The following is a 16,220-nucleotide window of genomic DNA, read 5'->3' on the forward strand; positions in this document are numbered from 1 at the left end:
CCGAACGGCTCGTCAATGGGTTATGGGATCCATGCGGCCGCGTCTCCGATTTTCCGGCGTTTTCGCACGGCCGTGGAGGAGGAAGCCGACTTCGGGCACGGTTTCGTGCTGATCTCGGTGCTTCTGGCGCTAGGCTCGCTCGTTTGGTTCGCGCTGCCATACGACGTCGGAATCGCCAAACTTGCACCGCTGCTTTGCGTTTTCGGCATATCGGTGCTTCTGTGTCGAGGGCGGTTTGCGCCTTGGCGACCGCTCGCGGTCGCGCCCCTCATCTTCGTCGTCGGCATGTTGCTGGCCGCGGTCGAGACCGCACGTCTCGACACGGTCATTCTCGATGGACCGGTGACCACGAACCTTCGCGGAACCATTTTGTCGCGCGAGCAGGATGACCGGGGGCGCTGGCGGTATCTGGTCGAGGTCGATGAAACGTCCAGGCCGCGGCTGCGCAGACCGCCTTCCAAGGCAACGCTGCTGGCGCGAAGTCGCCACGAAGGATTTCCGGTCGGGGCGACCATCGAAGGAAAAGCGCGCCTTTCTCCGCCTTCGGGACCTGCGTTACCCGACTTGAACGACTTTGCCTTCGACGCCTTCTTCAAGGGCGTTGGAGCGGTCGGGTTTTTCTACGGCTCGCCCAGGCAGGCGCTGGGCGCGGCCGAGTCTCGCGCCGACACGTCTCTGTTTGCGCAGGGCAAGGCGCTTCTTGCTGCGGCGCGCGAAACTGTCGGCGCGCGGATCAGGGAGACGGTCGGCGGCGATACGGGTGCCATTGCGGCGGCACTCATCACCGCCGAAGAACGGGCCATCAGCCGCGAAACCGTCGAAACCCTGCGAGCGGCCGGGCTTTCGCATGTTCTGGCAATTTCGGGGCTCAACATGGTTCTCGCGGCGGGGACCTTTCTTGTTGGAGCGCGCACGCTTTTAAGTCTGGTTCCGGGCTTTGCCGAGCGGCTGCCGGTCAAGAAGATCGCGGCGGCCGGGGCCTTGGTGATGGTCCTGCTTTACATCCTGATTTCCGGCGGCGCGGTCTCGGCGCTTCGGTCCTGGATCATGATTTCCATCATGCTGGTCGCGGTCTTCTTTGACCGCGTCTCGATCAGCCTGCGGAACGTCGCTCTGGCAGGGATCATCATTATCGCCTGGACACCGTCGGCGGTTGCCGGGCCGGGCTTCCAAATGTCCTTCGCGGCCACGCTGGCATTGGTGGCAGGCTATGCTCGCTGGCGCGAATATCGGATGCGGGAGCAGGAGAGAGTGGCTGGCAGGCACCGCTGGGAGCTGGCGTCCAATTTTGCCATCAGCAGCGTCGCCACCTCTCTTATCGGCGGATTGGCGACGGCAGTTTACGCAGCCGCCTATTTTCATCGACTGCCGGCCTATGGATTGATCGCCAACGTCCTTGCCACGCCATTGATCAGCGTCCTCATTATGCCGTTCGGCTTGTTCGCCATGCTCCTTATGCCATTCGGGCTCGAACATTATCCATTGGTGGTGATGGGGCAGGGACTGGACTGGATGCTTGCGGTGGCGCGCTATGTGGCTTCGTTCAACGGCGAATGGGTGACGGGACGGGTGGGCACGGGCGGTTTTGTGCTGGCAGCGTTCGGCGGCATCATCCTGTGTGTGCTGCGAACGCGGCTCGCGCTCGCAGGCGCCGTGTTGATCGTGTTCGGCGGAGCGGCGATCGCCTTGGAGCAGCGGGCGCAACGCCCCTCGGTCACGATATCGGAGGATGGTCAACTTGTCGGGCTCATCGCCGAAGATGCGATCGCCACGAACCGGACCCGGCCGCCGGACTTTATCTTTTCGCAATGGCAACGGGCGCTTGCCGCCGCCAATCATGTTGCACCTACCATCGAAGGTGCTCCCGCTTCAGCCGCCAAATCGGAACCGCGCGACCGACAGGCAGGTACGGCGAGCGTGGCTGAAGTCCTTTCATCGGCAGAAACCGGCGGCTTTGTCTGCCGCAAGGGCGAATGGTGCGTCGGCCGAAGCCAGGAGGGCTGGACGATCATCATTGTCGAAGAGCCTGAACTCTTCCCAGTTTTGTGCGAAGCAGCAGATCTCGTCATTGCAGCCACTCGTCGGCAGTTGCCCACCTGCAAATCGAGCCGCGCGCTGATCGTCACGGCCGAGACTCTGCGGGGGAGCGGCGCGATCGAAATTTATGCCGATCGGACACAGTCCGCAGCGCCGCCGCGCATGCGCATCACGAAGTCGTTCACCTCCTCGGAGAGACCGTGGCAACGTCACCGCCGGTACAATTGGCGCAGCAATGACTTCTCCACCGAGGAAGGCACCTTCTAAATTCGTCCGACAGGAAAAATGCGACTCGGCTGCATTATTCTTGATTATTTTACTCCACAAATTCTTGCCATTCGGTCATAGTTCGTCGTAAAGAGCCAGCGAACGCACGCGGGGCTTGTTCGTACCCCCGGGGGTTGCATCGCGACCATGGCGGCAAGACAGGCGCACTATATGTGAGGAACGAGATGTCAAACCGGATCCGGCGGAAATTAAACGTGTTGTTTGCGGCAACACTCGCCATTTCGTTTGTCGGGGCGGCCGCGACCGGCTTCGCCCAAGCGGTGCAGCAGGACCCTTCCGCCGCGATCGTCAGGCAATCACAGGATGCGCCCGCGCCCGCCGTCACGGCGCCGGTAGGTTCCGGCGGCCAAGCGAATGTCGCACCAGCGCCGTCGGCAACTGCCGATGCTGCGACACCGGCCGCAGAGGTTAACCCGGTTCTTCCTCACGATCTGTCGCCAATCGGCATGTTTCTCGCGGCCGATATCGTCGTCAAGGCCGTGATGATCGGCCTGGCGCTGGCGTCTGTCGTCACCTGGGCGATCTTCCTGGTAAAGACGGTGGAACTCGTTGGCGCAAAATCGCGGCTGAAGCGTGCGGTCCAAGTACTCACCGCAGCGAACGGCCTCGCCGAGGTCAAGACCGGACTTGATCGCAAGACCGGCGTTGCTGCGGAAATGGTCGCTGCGGCGATCGACGAAATGGTCCGCTCGGAAGCGGTTCTGGATCATGCGCCGGCCGCAGGCATCAAGGAGCGCGTTTCGTCGCTGCTCGGCCGCATCGAGGTTAGAGCCGGCAAGCGGATGAGTGGCGGCACCGGCATTCTGGCCTCGATCGGCTCGGTCGGTCCCTTCGTCGGCCTGTTCGGTACGGTTTGGGGAATCATGAATTCGTTTATCGGCATCAGCAAAGCGCAGACGACCAATCTGGCCATCGTCGCGCCAGGTATCGCCGAGGCCTTGCTGGCGACCGCAATCGGCCTGGTGGCGGCCATCCCGGCCGTGGTGATTTACAACTACTTCGCCCGGTCCGTGGGTGGATATAAGCTCATTCTGGCGGATGCCGCGACAGCGGTGGAGCGATTGGTGAGCCGCGACCTCGACCATCGATACGCGCGCAAGGCGCAGCCGCACAGGCGCGATGGCTATGCCGACGGTTCGATAGCCAGGATCGGATAAGGCCATGGCGGGAAGGATATCTGAGAGCGGTAGTGATCTCGATGAGAACAGCGAGATCAACGTTACGCCCTTCATCGACGTCATGCTGGTCTTGCTGATTATCTTCATGGTTGCCGCGCCTTTGGCGACGGTCGACATGAAGGTCGATCTGCCGCAATCCGTGGCGAAGCCCGCGCCGCGAGACGACAAGCCTGTTTTCGTGACCCTCAAGGCAGACCTTACTCTGGCGATCGGCAACGACGAAACGGCTCGCGAAAGCTTCATTTCCGAGCTCAATCGGATAACGAACGGGAACACGGAAACACGGGTGCTCCTGCGTGCCGATCGTTTGGTCGACTATGGCGAGCTAATGACGGTGATGAACCTCATTCAAAGCGCAGGCTACGGCAAGATCGCTCTTGTCGGCCTCGAGGCCGCGCCTGGACGCTAACAATCGGCTGGCTGCGTCGCGGCTTTCGAAAATCTGCTGATACTTTGACGGGCTGCCTGAGGACCGATCCGCTCTTGGCTGGCGGATCCGTCGCGTTTCATTGCCCTTCTTTCGCTGCCGCTGTGCTGCGGCCTCCCGTTGCCGTTTTCCTTTTTGCTTGCCGAAACGTCGCTGTCGCTTGAAACCGGCGGTGCGGCGATTTATGAGCTTAGGCAACGGGCTGCGCTTCGGCAGCCAGATGCAAGATCGCGCGGATTTCCAGGACACCGGCACCGCGCCTATCCGGGACACGAGGGCAGTATCATGAACTTCGAAGCAGCGCGCATTAAGATGGTGGACAATCAGATCCGGACCACGGATGTGACCTCCCATTCGGTGCTGTCTGCCTTCCTTTCCGTGCCGCGCGAAGAGTTCGTGCCTGCGAAAATGAAGGAGCTGGCCTATATCGATGCCGATATCGAGCTCGTCGGCGGCCTCGAGCCGCGTTACCTGATGGAGCCGTCGCCGCTTGCGAAGCTGTTGCAGCTTGCCGGAATTTCCAAGTCAGACGTCGTGCTGGAGATCGGTTGCGGTACGGGTTACGCCTCGGCATTGCTATCTCTGATTGCTGGCTCCGTCGTCGCTTTGGAAAGCGACGAAGGGCTGGCCGCGACGGCGACGGCGACGCTGGCGCGCCTCGGCTATGACAATATTGCGGTGGTGACCGGCAATCTTGCCGAAGGGTACGCTGCAGAATCGCCCTATGACGTGATTTTCATCAACGGTGCCGTGGAAACGATACCTGCCGGCCTTCTCGAACAACTCCGCGACGGCGGGCGTCTCGTGGCGGTGGAAGGATTTGGTAACGCATCTCGTGCGAAACTTTATGTGCGCGGATTCGGCAAGATCTCGGAGCGATCTGACTTCAACGCGGCCGTGAAACCCCTTCCCGGATTTCGGCGCGAGCGTTCGTTTGTTTTTTGAAGTACCACATGTTGAGGTTACTCAACATAGAAGTGTCGGCGCGAAAATCGCAATGTTGCCAATTGGCAACGTACCCTTTGTTTCTTTTGGAAATGGCTGCACATAGCGTCAGTGGATAGTTGTCGCGAGACCGAATCCGGGTTTCAAAGAGCACAGAGGTGGTGATTTGCTCGCCAGTGGGTGGCACGAGCACGTTACCACGGTAATGGTGCAGGTCGCCCGTAACGGAAGCGGACCTGCTGGAAATTGCGAGGCGGCGCCGCTGCCTCGGCTGATCGGAGGGAAGATGGTGTCGATTGTCCGCAAAGCAGCCTTGTGGGCGGCTGTCTCGACCAGTGTGCTGATCGCGCCGCACGCAACGCTCGCTGAGACGATCTCCGGCGCAATGGCGAGGGCCTATGCCAACAACCCGGATCTCAACGCCGCCCGCGCTGGCCTTCGGGCCACCGATGAGGGGGTTCCAATCGCCAAGGCCGGTTACCGGCCTCAGGTTTCGGCGTCAGCAACCGGTACGCTGACTCGTGTAGACGCCGAGAGAACCGGCACCCGCGATTTTCACAGCGGGCAGATTGGCATCAGCATTACACAGATGATCTTCGATGGTTTTCAGACGTTGAATAACGTCAGGGCCGCTGAATCGAATGTCTTTTCCAGTCGTGAAACGCTGAAGGCCAACGAGATCCAGATCCTTCTGGCCGCTGCGCAGGCTTATGCCAATATCGCGCGCGACCAGCAGGTCGTTTCAATTCGCAGGCAGAACCTGGCCTTCTTGAGAGAGCAGTTGAATGCCTCGCAGGCTCGCCTCGAGGTGGGTGAAGGAACGCGGACGGATGTGAGTCAGGCGGAGGCGGAACTCGCCAACGCCCAGTCGTTGCTTGTGAGCGCGATCGCTCAACTCAAGCAGAGCGAAGCAGTATACGTTCAGATCGTGGGCGCAGCGCCTACGGGTATCAGGCAGCCGGCGCCGGCGAACAAGGCCATGCCGAGATCGCTGGATCAGGCGGTGGCGACGGGACTGCGTGAAAATCCGCAGATTCTGGCGGCGCAGTATGCGGTTGATACGGCCGGGTTCCAGGTGAAGTCGGCAGAAGGCACGATGTTGCCGGGTGTCGTTCTTCAAGGCGCGGTGACGCGCAACACCGGCAATGTCGGCACCGGTTTGGACGATACGACCGCGAGCATAACGGCGCGGGTGGAGGTGCCGATCTATCAGGGCGGCGCCGAATATGGCCAGATACGTCAGGCGAAGGAAATCTTGGGCCAACAGCGGATCCTCGTCGATTCCGCGCGCGCTTCGGTTCAGCAGACCGTCGTCTCGGCCTACGCGCAGCTTGATTCCGCGCTCGCTCGCATCACCGCAAGCCGGTCGCAAATTTCCGCCGCCAACCTGGCGCTCGAGGGTGTCATCGAAGAGCGCAAAGTCGGCCAGCGCACGACCCTCGACGTGCTCGATTCGCAGCAGGACGTTCTGGACGCGCAGGAGGCGCTCGCCGGCGCACAGCGCGACGCCGTAGTGGCGAGCTATTCCCTGCTCGCCGCCATGGGCCGACTGACCGTCAAGACCCAGGGTCTCGCCGTTGCCGAATATCGCTCCGAAGAGCACTACGAAGCCGTCAAGGACAAATGGTTCGGCCTGCGGACAGTCGACGGCCGCTGACCACATGAAACTACAGCGTCGCGCGTCTTGATCAGACGCGCGACGGACGCTGTAGCACTTTGAATTGCTGCATGTTTTGATCCTTAAATCGACTACGGTTTGGGAAACATGCAGTAGGCGAGGCAGGCAGTATCTGCCCCGAAAAACAAATCTGTGCAAGAATTCCCCTGGTTGATTCGCGGCGTTTGTTTCGTCCCCGAACTCACTTAAGGTCTGTTTGAAATCGGCACACGGGGTGTTCCAAGCCCGTGTTTGGCCGCACCAAACGAGGATGGAAATGGCACAGCTCAATGTCGCGCGTGAACCTTCGATGGACGAGATTCTGGCGTCCATTCGCAAGATCATCGAGAACAACGAGCCTGGGCAGGCAGGATCCTCTGTCCAGCAGGAATTCGAAGACGAATCCGCGAACGAGATCGAGCTGACGATCGACTCGGAAATCGAGTCCGTCGCATTCGGCCCATCCGACGAGCCCCTCTCTCCGTCCAAGACGCGGTCGTATGTGTCGGCCGGCGAAACGACCGACAATCCAGCAGAAACGCAGGCGTCGCCGCAGCCGCCGCTTTCCCTTGCCGACGTCGCGGCAAGAGTGAGGGCCGCGTCAGAGCGTCATGCCGTGAATTATGTTTCCAAGGATCAGGTCGGCCCGGCGTCGCCGCTCCCGGTGCAGAATAGTCCTGTGATCACCTCGCGAATGGCGGCAGTCTCCTCGCCGGCCAATCCGGCAAGCGCGGCCGCCGGGACAGAAGCGGAGGATGAGTCCACTCGGCTGGATATCGCCGCAGAACGGAAATCTGCAGTGCTCGAGCCTCATGGATCGCCGCAGACGGCTCCTCAGGAGAAAGCAGCCGTCGCCGAGGAAGCGCCGGGCGCGATCGTTTCGCCAGCCGTCAGCCGTCAGGTGGCGCGCTCGTTCGAAGACCTTGCCCATGCAGTCGAACAAGGACCAAGACGCTCGTTCGACGAGATTGCCGAAGCGATGCTTCGGCCGATGCTTCAGGAGTGGCTGGATGATAATCTGCCCACCCTGGTCGAGCGTCTGGTGCGTGAGGAAATCGAGCGCGTGGCGCGCGGTCCTCGCCGCTGACGGACGCTTCGACGGAGAGTCAAAGCCGCGGGCGTCACCGCTTGCGGCTTTTTCGCCGTTTGTGTTGACTTGCGTTGCCCCTTCCGGTTTACAAAACGCTGATCATCAATCTCCAAAACTGGCGCAAAAAATGCTTGATAAGACCTACGATTCCGCATCCGTCGACCCGCGCATCGCCAAGAAGTGGGACGAAGAAAACGCGTTTCGTGCAGGCGCCGGTGCAAAGCCCGGCGCCGAGAGTTTCTGCATCGTGATCCCGCCGCCTAACGTGACGGGCTCGCTGCATATGGGCCACGCGCTGAACAATACGCTGCAGGACATCATGGTGCGCTTCGAACGTATGCGCGGCAAGGATGTGCTTTGGCAGCCAGGCATGGATCACGCCGGCATCGCCACGCAGATGGTTGTCGAGCGTCAACTCTCACAAAGACAGCTGCCCGGGCGGCGCGAGATGGGGCGTGAAGCGTTCGTCGAGAAGGTGTGGGAGTGGAAGGCCGAATCCGGTGGATTGATCTTCAACCAGTTGAAACGCCTTGGAGCGTCCTGCGACTGGTCGCGCGAACGCTTCACTATGGATGACGGACTGTCCGATGCCGTTCTCGAAGTTTTTGTAAGCCTTTATAAGGAAGGCTTGATCTATCGCGATAAGCGCCTGGTCAATTGGGATCCGAAACTGCAGACGGCGATTTCCGATATCGAAGTCGAGCAGGTCGAGGTCAATGGCCATCTCTGGCACCTGCGGTACCCGTTGGAAGAGGGCGTCACCTATCAGCATCCGGTGGCCTTCGATGACGACGGCAACGCCACGGAATGGGAAACCCGCGACTATCTCGTCGTCGCCACGACACGTCCGGAAACAATGCTCGGCGATACCGGCGTTGCGGTCCATCCCGACGACGCGCGCTACAAGGGCATTGTCGGCAAGCACGTGATCCTGCCGATCGTCGGCAGACGAATTCCGATCGTTGCCGACGAATACCCTGATCCGGCGACCGGTACCGGCGCCGTCAAGATGACTCCGGCCCACGACTTCAACGATTTCGACGTCGGCAAGCGGAGAGGACTTCGCCAGGTCAATGTGCTGACTGCGGACGGACGGATCACGATCAAGAACAATGAGGACTTCCTCGAGGGGCTCGATCATCCGGCCGCGCTCCACGGCGCCTGGGATCAGCTCGAGGGCAAGGATCGCTTCGAGGCGCGCAAGCTGATCGTCGAGATTCTAGACGAAGCCGGGCTCATCGATCACATCGAGCCGCACAGGCATACGGTGCCACACGGCGATCGCGGCGGGGTGCCGATCGAGCCGCGCCTGACCGAGCAGTGGTATGTTGACGCCAAGACGCTGGCCAAGCCCGCGATCGCTGCGGTCAGGGAGGGCCGGACCAGTTTCGTTCCGAAGAACTGGGAAAAGACCTATTTCGAGTGGATGGAGAATATCCAGCCCTGGTGCATTTCTCGCCAGCTCTGGTGGGGACACCAGATCCCCGCCTGGTACGGTCCCGACGGCCAGGTCTTCGTCGAGAGGACCGAGGAAGAAGCGTTGCATGCCGCGATCCAGCATTATCTCGCACATGAAGGGCCGATGAAGGCCTATGTCGAAGACCTTCTCGAAAACTTCAAGCCGGGCGAAATCCTGACGCGCGACGAGGACGTGCTCGACACCTGGTTCTCGTCCGCGCTCTGGCCGTTCTCGACGCTCGGCTGGCCGAACGAAACGCCGGAACTCGAAAAATACTACCAGACCGATGTTCTGGTGACCGGCTTTGACATCATCTTCTTCTGGGTCGCCCGCATGATGATGATGGGCCTTCATTTCATGAAGGATGCCGACGGCACGCCCGTCGAACCGTTCCACACCGTTTACGTCCACGCGCTCGTTCGCGACAAGAACGGCCAGAAGATGTCGAAGTCGAAGGGCAACGTCATCGATCCGTTGGAACTGATGGACGAATACGGCGCTGACGCGCTGCGCTTCACCCTGGCGATCATGGCGGCGCAGGGGCGCGACGTGAAGCTCGACCCGGCCCGTATTGCCGGCTATCGCAACTTCGGCACCAAACTTTGGAATGCAACGCGCTTTGCCGAGATGAACGGTGTGACGAACAGCGAAGGCTTCATTCCGGAAGCCACGTCGCTGACGATCAACCGCTGGATTCTGACCGAGCTTTCGCGAACGATCCGCGACGTCACTGAAGCAATCGAGGGCTACCGCTTCAACGAGGCAGCCGGCGGTCTCTACCGCTTTGTCTGGAACCAGTTCTGCGATTGGTATCTGGAACTGCTGAAGCCCGTCTTTAACGGCAATGACGAGGAGGCCAAGCGGGAGTCGCAGGCCTGCGTCGCCTACGTCCTGGACGAGATCTACAAGCTCTTGCACCCGTTCATGCCTTTCATGACGGAGGAACTCTGGGAGAAGACAGGCGGCCCCGGTCGCGAGCGCGAGACGCTGTTGTGCCATGCGGAATGGCCGTCTGCCTTCTATGCGGATGATGCTGCCGCCGACGAAATCAACTGGCTGATCGATCTCGTCTCGGGCATTCGCTCGGTGCGTGCGGAAATGAACGTTCCACCGGCGGCGACCGCGCCGCTGGTGATCGTCGGTGCAAATGGACTGACGAGCGAGCGGCTTGACCGCCACGTCTCGGCAATAAAACGCCTGGCAAGAGTGGAAAGCATCGAGCATGCGGCCGTGGCGCCGCGCGGCAGCGCCCAGATCGTCATTGCCGAAGCGACGGCCTGCCTTCCGCTCGGCAACCTTATCGATCTTGCGGCAGAAAAACTCCGCCTGGAAAAGGCGATCGCCAAGGTTGAGGTCGAGCGCGAGAGGATTCTCGGCAAGCTTGCCAACGAAAAGTTCGTCGCCAACGCCAAGGCCGAACTGGTCGAGGCAGAACGCGAAAGGCTGGTCGAACTGGACCTGCAAAAGGATTCGCTGGGGGTTGCGCTCAGCCGCGTCTCGGAAGCGGGCTAGACCACTTCGAGGAAGAGCGTGCAACGGTTTTCCGTTGGCGCCGCTTTACCGAAGCGCAGACAAGGTGCAATCCGCGGTAGCAATGCCGCGGATTTTCTATTATCTGGCTTGAATCCGAATCAGACGCGGTTTAACGCGATTGAAAGCAGCAATACACGCACTGGTTTCATTGGCCGCGTACCAAAAGGTGCCTGCGCCCGAGTGGCTGCAAAAAGGGAAATTGTTGTTCCTTGGTCACACTTCGACTTGGAAGTGGAATATTTTTTTCAAGTATCCTGAATAGCCGCCATCGGTTGGAAAACGGTTCCGAGATTCCTGAATTGCGTCCAGATCGTGAAATTCTTACGTAAATTTGATGACCGGTCCGGCGGTCAATCCTGCAGCTCGGCAGTTTGCCATTCACGCAATCGTGAGGATACTTTCTCCAAGCGCGACGTGAGGTGGATTGTCGCATTCTGAAAGTGCAGGGGAGGAGCTTGATGGCTCGAAGTGGAATGAAGCAGGGCATTTTGGCTATCGTGGCTGGAATGTTGGTGGTGTCGACTGCGCATGCGGGAGGGCTTGAGCGCAGCGGCTATAACATCGATCTGCTGTTCGACCCGTCGGACTATGCCGCCGAAGCGACGGCGACCTACGTCAATCCCCAACGTGATCTCGAAAATGTCACGGACATTAACCCGGCGAATGGCATCGGGTCGAATGGTATCGGCGGCGGCAGCACAAGCGTTCGGGATACGGAAAGTTATTGGGCGCCCCGCATAGGTGTTAAGGCTGGTTTGGGTGACAGTTTTGACTGTATGGCGGACTACTCGCAGCCTTGGGGCGCCCACTCCAATCCTGGCAAGAACTGGATGGGAGCCAACGACAACATAGAAACGAAAGTCGAGAGTGACAACTACGCTGCGACTTGCTCCTACAAATGGGATCTTGGGCCGGGCATAATCCGCGTTATCGGCGGCGGGTTCTACCAGGAGGTTAGCGGGTTCAAGGACCGACTCGTCGCGCCGGCAATCGCCGTTGCGCCGCTCAGCGGCATTGGCCGTCTCGAGCTTGAGGGAGACGGTTGGGGTTGGCGGGCCGGCATCGCCTATGAGATTCCCGAATACGCAATGCGTGCGAGCCTCGTCTATAACAGCGAGGTGGATCTCGATAACTTGTCGGGCTTCATTGATCTGACGCAGTTTGCGTTCCCTACGCCGTTCGGCCCGATCAGAGGTACGAAGTATGACGTCGCCGGCTCCGCCTCCATGCCCGACTCGTTGGAACTCAAGGTGCAGTCGGGCATTGCCCCCGGTTGGCTGGCGTTTGGCTCGGTAAAATGGACGGATTGGAGTCAGTTGCAGGTTCTGCGCTTCTGCCCCGCCACGGCATCGCCACTCACCCCCTGCACGAGCCTTGACCTGCTTTACCGCGACGGTTGGACGGTCACCGGCGGTGTTGGTCACAAATTCAACGATCAGTGGAGTGGTGCGGTCAGTCTTACCTGGGATCGCGGTACCAGCACCGGCATTGGCGCGCAGACCGATACCTGGACGCTCGGTACGGGCGTGTCGTACACGCCGACGGAGAATGTCGAGCTCCGTTTTGCAGGTGCCGTCGGTATTCTGACGAGCGGTGAATCCGGCCCAACCACCCACAATGGCGAGGTCTTTGGTGACGAGGTGACCTACGATTTCGACAATGATTTTGTCGGCGCCATTTCAACATCGCTGAAGGTCAGGTTCTGATCTCCATCGATCAGACCACTGGAGGCCCGGTTTTGCCGGGCCTTTCTTTTGTCTAGCGAGCGTTGTCGTGGCGCTGATGCCACTACTTTATGAGCGTTCATGAATGTGACGATTCAGCAACACATTTGCTGCTATGGTTTGCTAGTATCGCGGCCGGGTCGATTATGTCCATTTCCCGCCACAAAATGAGAGCAGCGATGATACCGACAAACGTGCGATCGAGTGCTGTACCTGTGCCGTTTAAGGTGAACTGAGTTTGTGTGCTGTCATGACATCCCTTCGCAACTGGCATCAAACGCCCTGCCGATCCACTATCGGCCGCGCGGACGGAGATGCGCGGGAAAAATATCGTGGGCACCATGGTCGTAGCCTCGTTGGGAACCGATGAGCACTCGAATGGCAAGCGACCCTGCACAGATTGATGTTTGCAGCGGTGATGAGTTCGGCGTGGCCGGCTGGAACGGAAGAAATTGATCGTGATGCTCGCGGGTGAATTCAAGTCGCTTAGGGTTGCAGTGCTGGGTGTGTCGCTGGCGGTTGGCGCGACTGCCGCCGGGCCTGCGCGAGCGTTCGATCCGGGGGCGGGCGTTTCCAAGGAATCGGGCCCATTCGCGCTCTTCAAGTTTGGTTTTTCTGCCTACAAGAACGGCAGGAAGGATGAGGCGGTCGAAGCCTATCGCTATGCGGCCGAAAAGGGACATACCGGATCGCGCTGGGCGCTCGCCAATATGTACGCCTATGGCGACGGGGTCACCGAGGACGACCTAGAGGCATTCAAGATCTACAGCGAAATTGCCCAGCAGGGCGTCGAACCCGGGTCGGAAGATACCGGATATTTCGTCAACGCGCTGATTTCGCTTGCCGGTTACTATCGGCGCGGCATTCCCGATAGCCCGGTGAAGATGGACCTGACGCAGGCTCGGCAGTTGTATTTTCAGGCGGCATCCACTTTTGGTGTCGCCGAGGCGCAGTTTCAACTCGCGCGGATGCTGCTCTCGGGCGAGGGCGGCAGTGTCAATGTTCAGCAGGCCAAGAAGTGGCTGAACCGTGCGCGCAAGAATGGCCATGCCGGGGCGATGGGCGTTTTCGGAAACGTGATCTTCCAGGAAGGCCAGACCGTTCGTGGCCTTGCCTACATGACGGCGGCGCTTGATCAGTGTTCGCCGAAGGACAGGCCCTGGTTGCAGGCGATGCAGGAGCAGGCTTTCTCACTGGCGACCGAAGACGACCGCCGTGTTGCGATCGTCATGTCGCAGAACATGCACCTCCAGGCCGACGACTAAGCTGTTTGTCGTCCCTAGATTAGGCCGGTTCGAACGCGAATTCACCTGCGACCGGCACATGGTCGGACGGTTTTTCCCAAGAGCGCACGTGCTTTTCTATGGACGTCGATACGAGCTTGTCGGCTGCTTCGGGCGAGATCATCAGGTGATCGATGCGAATGCCGAAATTTTTCGGCCAGCATCCGGCTTGATAATCCCAGAATGAATAAAGCGGTACCTCGTCCGAGGTGGCACGGACCGCGTCCGTGAATCCGAGATTGCGAAGCCGCCGAAAAGCGGCCCGCGTTTCCGGCAGGAAGAGTGCATCGTTCTGCCAGACCCTGACGTCCCAACAGTCGTGGGCTTCCGGAATGACATTGTAGTCGCCCGCGAGGATGAGCGGCTCTTCGAGCCTCAGCCTTTGCTCAGCGAATTGGGCGAGGCGCTGCATCCAGCTTAGCTTGTAGGGGTATTTTTCGCTGTCGACGGGATTTCCGTTCGGCAGATAGAGGCAGCACACGCGGATCGCGCCGTGTTTGACGGAGAAAACGCCCTCGATGAAGCGCGCCTGCTCATCCGTATCGTCTCCCGGCAAGCCGCGATTGACCTCGTCTGGCCGCAGTTTCGAGAGGAGCGCGACGCCATTGAACCCCTTTTGACCATGCGTTTCCACGTGATAACCGAGCGCTTCGATCTCGCCTCTCGGAAAGGTCTCATCGACTGACTTGATTTCCTGCAGGCAGGCGATATCGGGGTTCGACTCCTTAAGCCAGGCGACGAGGCTGTCGACGCGCGCCTTGACGCCGTTGATGTTCCAGGTGGCAATCTTCATGGGCCGGCGTCGCCTTTCATGTCGGTGAGTCCTACTGCATGCTTCCTTAGGTCGGCTTCCATTAAGGGCAAAACAAGCAGCAATTCAAAGCGCCACAGCGACCTTAGTGCGTCTGGAAGAACGCGAGGCGCTGTGGAGGCGATTCGTTGTAGCGGCTGCGAATTCTTTTGACAAATCCGTTACCTGCAACATCTGTGGGTATGGAAAACCTGCGCCGGAAAGCGCCTAAATCTCGCTCTCTGCGCGCGGCGATACTGCTGACGGTTGCAGGAATTGATTCCGCCCTGTCTCGCTCTATAGTCCCGCGCATGATCCAGTTCGTCGAAAACTACTGGCCGCATTTTCTGGCGCTGCTTTCCTTCGCTTTGGGCGTGCCGGCGATCATCCATGCGGCGATGACCAAGGACGATGTGCGCGCCGCCGTGGGCTGGGTCGGCGTCGTGCTCCTGTCGCCGGTGATCGGGGCGGCGATATACGCCGTTGCCGGTATCAATCGCATCCGCCGCACGTCCATCGGCCTGCAACGCTCGCTGCTGCGGCCGCGAGGAGCAGATCAATATGGCCGTTACGACGTGACGCATGACGAGGTCGCCGTCCGCTTTGGCCATCGCTTTGCCGCGATGAAGATGCTTGGCGACAGGGTAGCGCGTCACGCGATGTCGACAGGAAACCACATCACGATGCTGGAAGGTGGTGACACGGTCTATGCCGCGATGCTTGAGGAAATCGGCGGCGCACGGCGCAGCATCCTCATCGAAAGCTACATCTTCGACAGGGATCCGATCGGCTTGCGCTTTGCCGATGCGCTGATTGCCGCGGTGAAGCGCGGCGTTAGTGTCAGGGTTTTGATCGATGCGGTCGGCGCGCGTTATTCGGTGCCGAGCGTGGTCAGCTACCTGAAAGAGGGCGGAGTACCGACCGCGGTCTTCAACGGCAACATCATCATGGGGCTGAGACTACCCTATGCCAATCTTCGGACCCACCGGAAAATTCTGGTGGTTGATGGTGTCGTCGCCTTCGCAGGCGGTATGAACATTCGCGCTGGCTTCAGTGCGGAAGTGGCAGGAAAGGCTGCTTCCTTCGACACGCATTTCCGTGTCACCGGACCTGTCGTCGCCGACATTTTCCAGGTCGCCGCAGAAGATTGGCAATTTTCGAGCGGAGAGAGCCTGGAGGGCGACGCCTGGAAAATCGGGGTGCCCGAGGACATGCCGGACGCGCCTCCGGTGCTCATGCGCGCCGTGCCGTCAGGTCCGGACAGCACGAATGAGACCAACCACAAAATGCTGATGGGCGCGTTCTCGGTTGCGCGGCAGCATATCCGCCTGATGTCGCCGTATTTCCTGCCGGACAAGGAACTGATCAGCGCCCTGGTGACCGCCGCCCGAAGGGGTGTGGAAGTGGACATTGTCGTGCCCGCGATAAACAATCTGACCCTCATCGACCGGGCAATGACCGCGCAATTCGACCAGGTTCTCAAGGGCCATTGCCGCGTTTGGCGGGCGCAGGGAGCGTTCAACCATTCTAAACTGATGGTCGTTGACGAGCGTTGGGCCTATGTCGGCTCGAGCAACCTCGATCCGCGCTCGCTGCGCCTCAATTTCGAATTCGATCTGGAGGTTCTTGACGACGCCTTTGCGCGCGCAGTCAGCAGCAAGATCTGCGCGATATTGACGACGGCGGAGGAGGTTACGCTTGCGGGACTCCGTGAGCAGCCTTTTCCGAATCGTCTGGCGAACCGCCTTCTCTGGCTGGGGTCACCCTATCTCTAGCCAGAGCTTGGCCGCGGGAAGTCGAAGCGGGGGA

At 60.0% G+C, this 16,220-nt stretch carries 12 protein-coding genes; 11 read left to right on the forward strand and 1 reads right to left on the reverse strand.

Features of this window, described 5'->3' with window-relative positions; all coding sequences use genetic code 11:
• Positions 1-15 precede the first annotated feature (15 nt).
• The 10 genes from ILFOPFJJ_RS22255 to exoR all read left to right on the forward strand — a co-directional run bounded on the left by ILFOPFJJ_RS22255 (position 16) and on the right by exoR (position 13,603).
• Positions 16-2,304, forward strand: a complete 2,289-nt coding sequence (locus ILFOPFJJ_RS22255; RefSeq protein WP_246299762.1) for a ComEC/Rec2 family competence protein — start codon at positions 16-18, stop codon at positions 2,302-2,304.
• A gap of 185 nt (positions 2,305-2,489) precedes the next feature.
• Positions 2,490-3,482 carry a tonB-system energizer ExbB gene (gene exbB / locus ILFOPFJJ_RS22260; RefSeq protein ID WP_173512739.1) on the forward strand — a complete coding sequence of 331 codons (993 nt, stop codon included), beginning with the start codon at positions 2,490-2,492 and terminating at the stop codon, positions 3,480-3,482.
• A 4-nt stretch (positions 3,483-3,486) separates the two neighbouring features.
• Positions 3,487-3,912: a TonB system transport protein ExbD gene (exbD, locus tag ILFOPFJJ_RS22265; protein ID WP_173512740.1), complete on the forward strand. Its 426-nt coding sequence runs from the start codon at positions 3,487-3,489 to the stop codon at positions 3,910-3,912.
• Between the two features lie 303 nt (positions 3,913-4,215).
• Positions 4,216-4,875, forward strand: a complete 660-nt coding sequence (locus ILFOPFJJ_RS22270; RefSeq protein ID WP_173512741.1) for a protein-L-isoaspartate O-methyltransferase family protein — start codon at positions 4,216-4,218, stop codon at positions 4,873-4,875.
• Positions 4,876-5,161: 286 nt separating this feature from the next.
• On the forward strand, positions 5,162-6,532 hold the full coding sequence (gene tolC, locus ILFOPFJJ_RS22275) for an outer membrane channel protein TolC (protein WP_173512742.1): 1,371 nt from the start codon (positions 5,162-5,164) through the stop codon (positions 6,530-6,532).
• Between the two features lie 277 nt (positions 6,533-6,809).
• On the forward strand, positions 6,810-7,619 hold the full coding sequence (locus ILFOPFJJ_RS22280) for a PopZ family protein (protein ID WP_173512743.1): 810 nt from the start codon (positions 6,810-6,812) through the stop codon (positions 7,617-7,619).
• 130 nt (positions 7,620-7,749) lie between these two features.
• Positions 7,750-10,593 carry a valine--tRNA ligase gene (locus ILFOPFJJ_RS22285; protein ID WP_173512744.1) on the forward strand — a complete coding sequence of 948 codons (2,844 nt, stop codon included), beginning with the start codon at positions 7,750-7,752 and terminating at the stop codon, positions 10,591-10,593.
• A gap of 18 nt (positions 10,594-10,611) precedes the next feature.
• A complete protein-coding gene (locus tag ILFOPFJJ_RS22290; protein ID WP_173512745.1) occupies positions 10,612-10,872 on the forward strand; it encodes a hypothetical protein in 261 nt (86 codons plus the stop codon).
• A gap of 200 nt (positions 10,873-11,072) precedes the next feature.
• A complete protein-coding gene (locus ILFOPFJJ_RS22295) occupies positions 11,073-12,320 on the forward strand; it encodes an outer membrane protein transport protein (RefSeq protein WP_173512746.1) in 1,248 nt (415 codons plus the stop codon).
• Between the two features lie 479 nt (positions 12,321-12,799).
• Positions 12,800-13,603, forward strand: coding sequence for a two-component system ChvIG regulator ExoR (exoR, locus tag ILFOPFJJ_RS22300; protein ID WP_173513323.1), 804 nt, complete (start codon positions 12,800-12,802; stop codon positions 13,601-13,603).
• Between the two features lie 19 nt (positions 13,604-13,622).
• Here exoR and xth read toward each other — a convergent pair whose 3' ends face one another.
• Positions 13,623-14,414 (reverse strand): exodeoxyribonuclease III, encoded by a 792-nt coding sequence (xth, locus tag ILFOPFJJ_RS22305; protein WP_173512747.1) that lies wholly within the window; start codon positions 14,412-14,414, stop codon positions 13,623-13,625.
• 308 nt (positions 14,415-14,722) lie between these two features.
• On the opposite strand from xth, the gene ILFOPFJJ_RS22310 reads away from it, so the two are divergent.
• Positions 14,723-16,186, forward strand: coding sequence for a phospholipase D-like domain-containing protein (locus tag ILFOPFJJ_RS22310; RefSeq protein WP_173512748.1), 1,464 nt, complete (start codon positions 14,723-14,725; stop codon positions 16,184-16,186).
• The last annotated feature ends 34 nt before the right edge of the window (positions 16,187-16,220 follow it).

Source organism: Sinorhizobium psoraleae (assembly GCF_013283645.1).
Classification (GTDB): Bacteria; Pseudomonadota; Alphaproteobacteria; order Rhizobiales; family Rhizobiaceae; genus Sinorhizobium; species Sinorhizobium psoraleae.

Coding starts and splice junctions, on each gene's coding strand:
- ILFOPFJJ_RS22255 (WP_246299762.1), top strand. CDS start 16: ATGGGTTATGGGATCCATGCGGCCGCGTCTCCGATTTTCCGGCGTTTT.
- exbB (WP_173512739.1), top strand. CDS start 2,490: ATGTCAAACCGGATCCGGCGGAAATTAAACGTGTTGTTTGCGGCAACA.
- exbD (WP_173512740.1), top strand. CDS start 3,487: ATGGCGGGAAGGATATCTGAGAGCGGTAGTGATCTCGATGAGAACAGC.
- ILFOPFJJ_RS22270 (WP_173512741.1), top strand. CDS start 4,216: ATGAACTTCGAAGCAGCGCGCATTAAGATGGTGGACAATCAGATCCGG.
- tolC (WP_173512742.1), top strand. CDS start 5,162: ATGGTGTCGATTGTCCGCAAAGCAGCCTTGTGGGCGGCTGTCTCGACC.
- ILFOPFJJ_RS22280 (WP_173512743.1), top strand. CDS start 6,810: ATGGCACAGCTCAATGTCGCGCGTGAACCTTCGATGGACGAGATTCTG.
- ILFOPFJJ_RS22285 (WP_173512744.1), top strand. CDS start 7,750: ATGCTTGATAAGACCTACGATTCCGCATCCGTCGACCCGCGCATCGCC.
- ILFOPFJJ_RS22295 (WP_173512746.1), top strand. CDS start 11,073: ATGGCTCGAAGTGGAATGAAGCAGGGCATTTTGGCTATCGTGGCTGGA.
- exoR (WP_173513323.1), top strand. CDS start 12,800: ATGCTCGCGGGTGAATTCAAGTCGCTTAGGGTTGCAGTGCTGGGTGTG.
- xth (WP_173512747.1), bottom strand. CDS start 14,414: ATGAAGATTGCCACCTGGAACATCAACGGCGTCAAGGCGCGCGTCGAC.
- ILFOPFJJ_RS22310 (WP_173512748.1), top strand. CDS start 14,723: ATGATCCAGTTCGTCGAAAACTACTGGCCGCATTTTCTGGCGCTGCTT.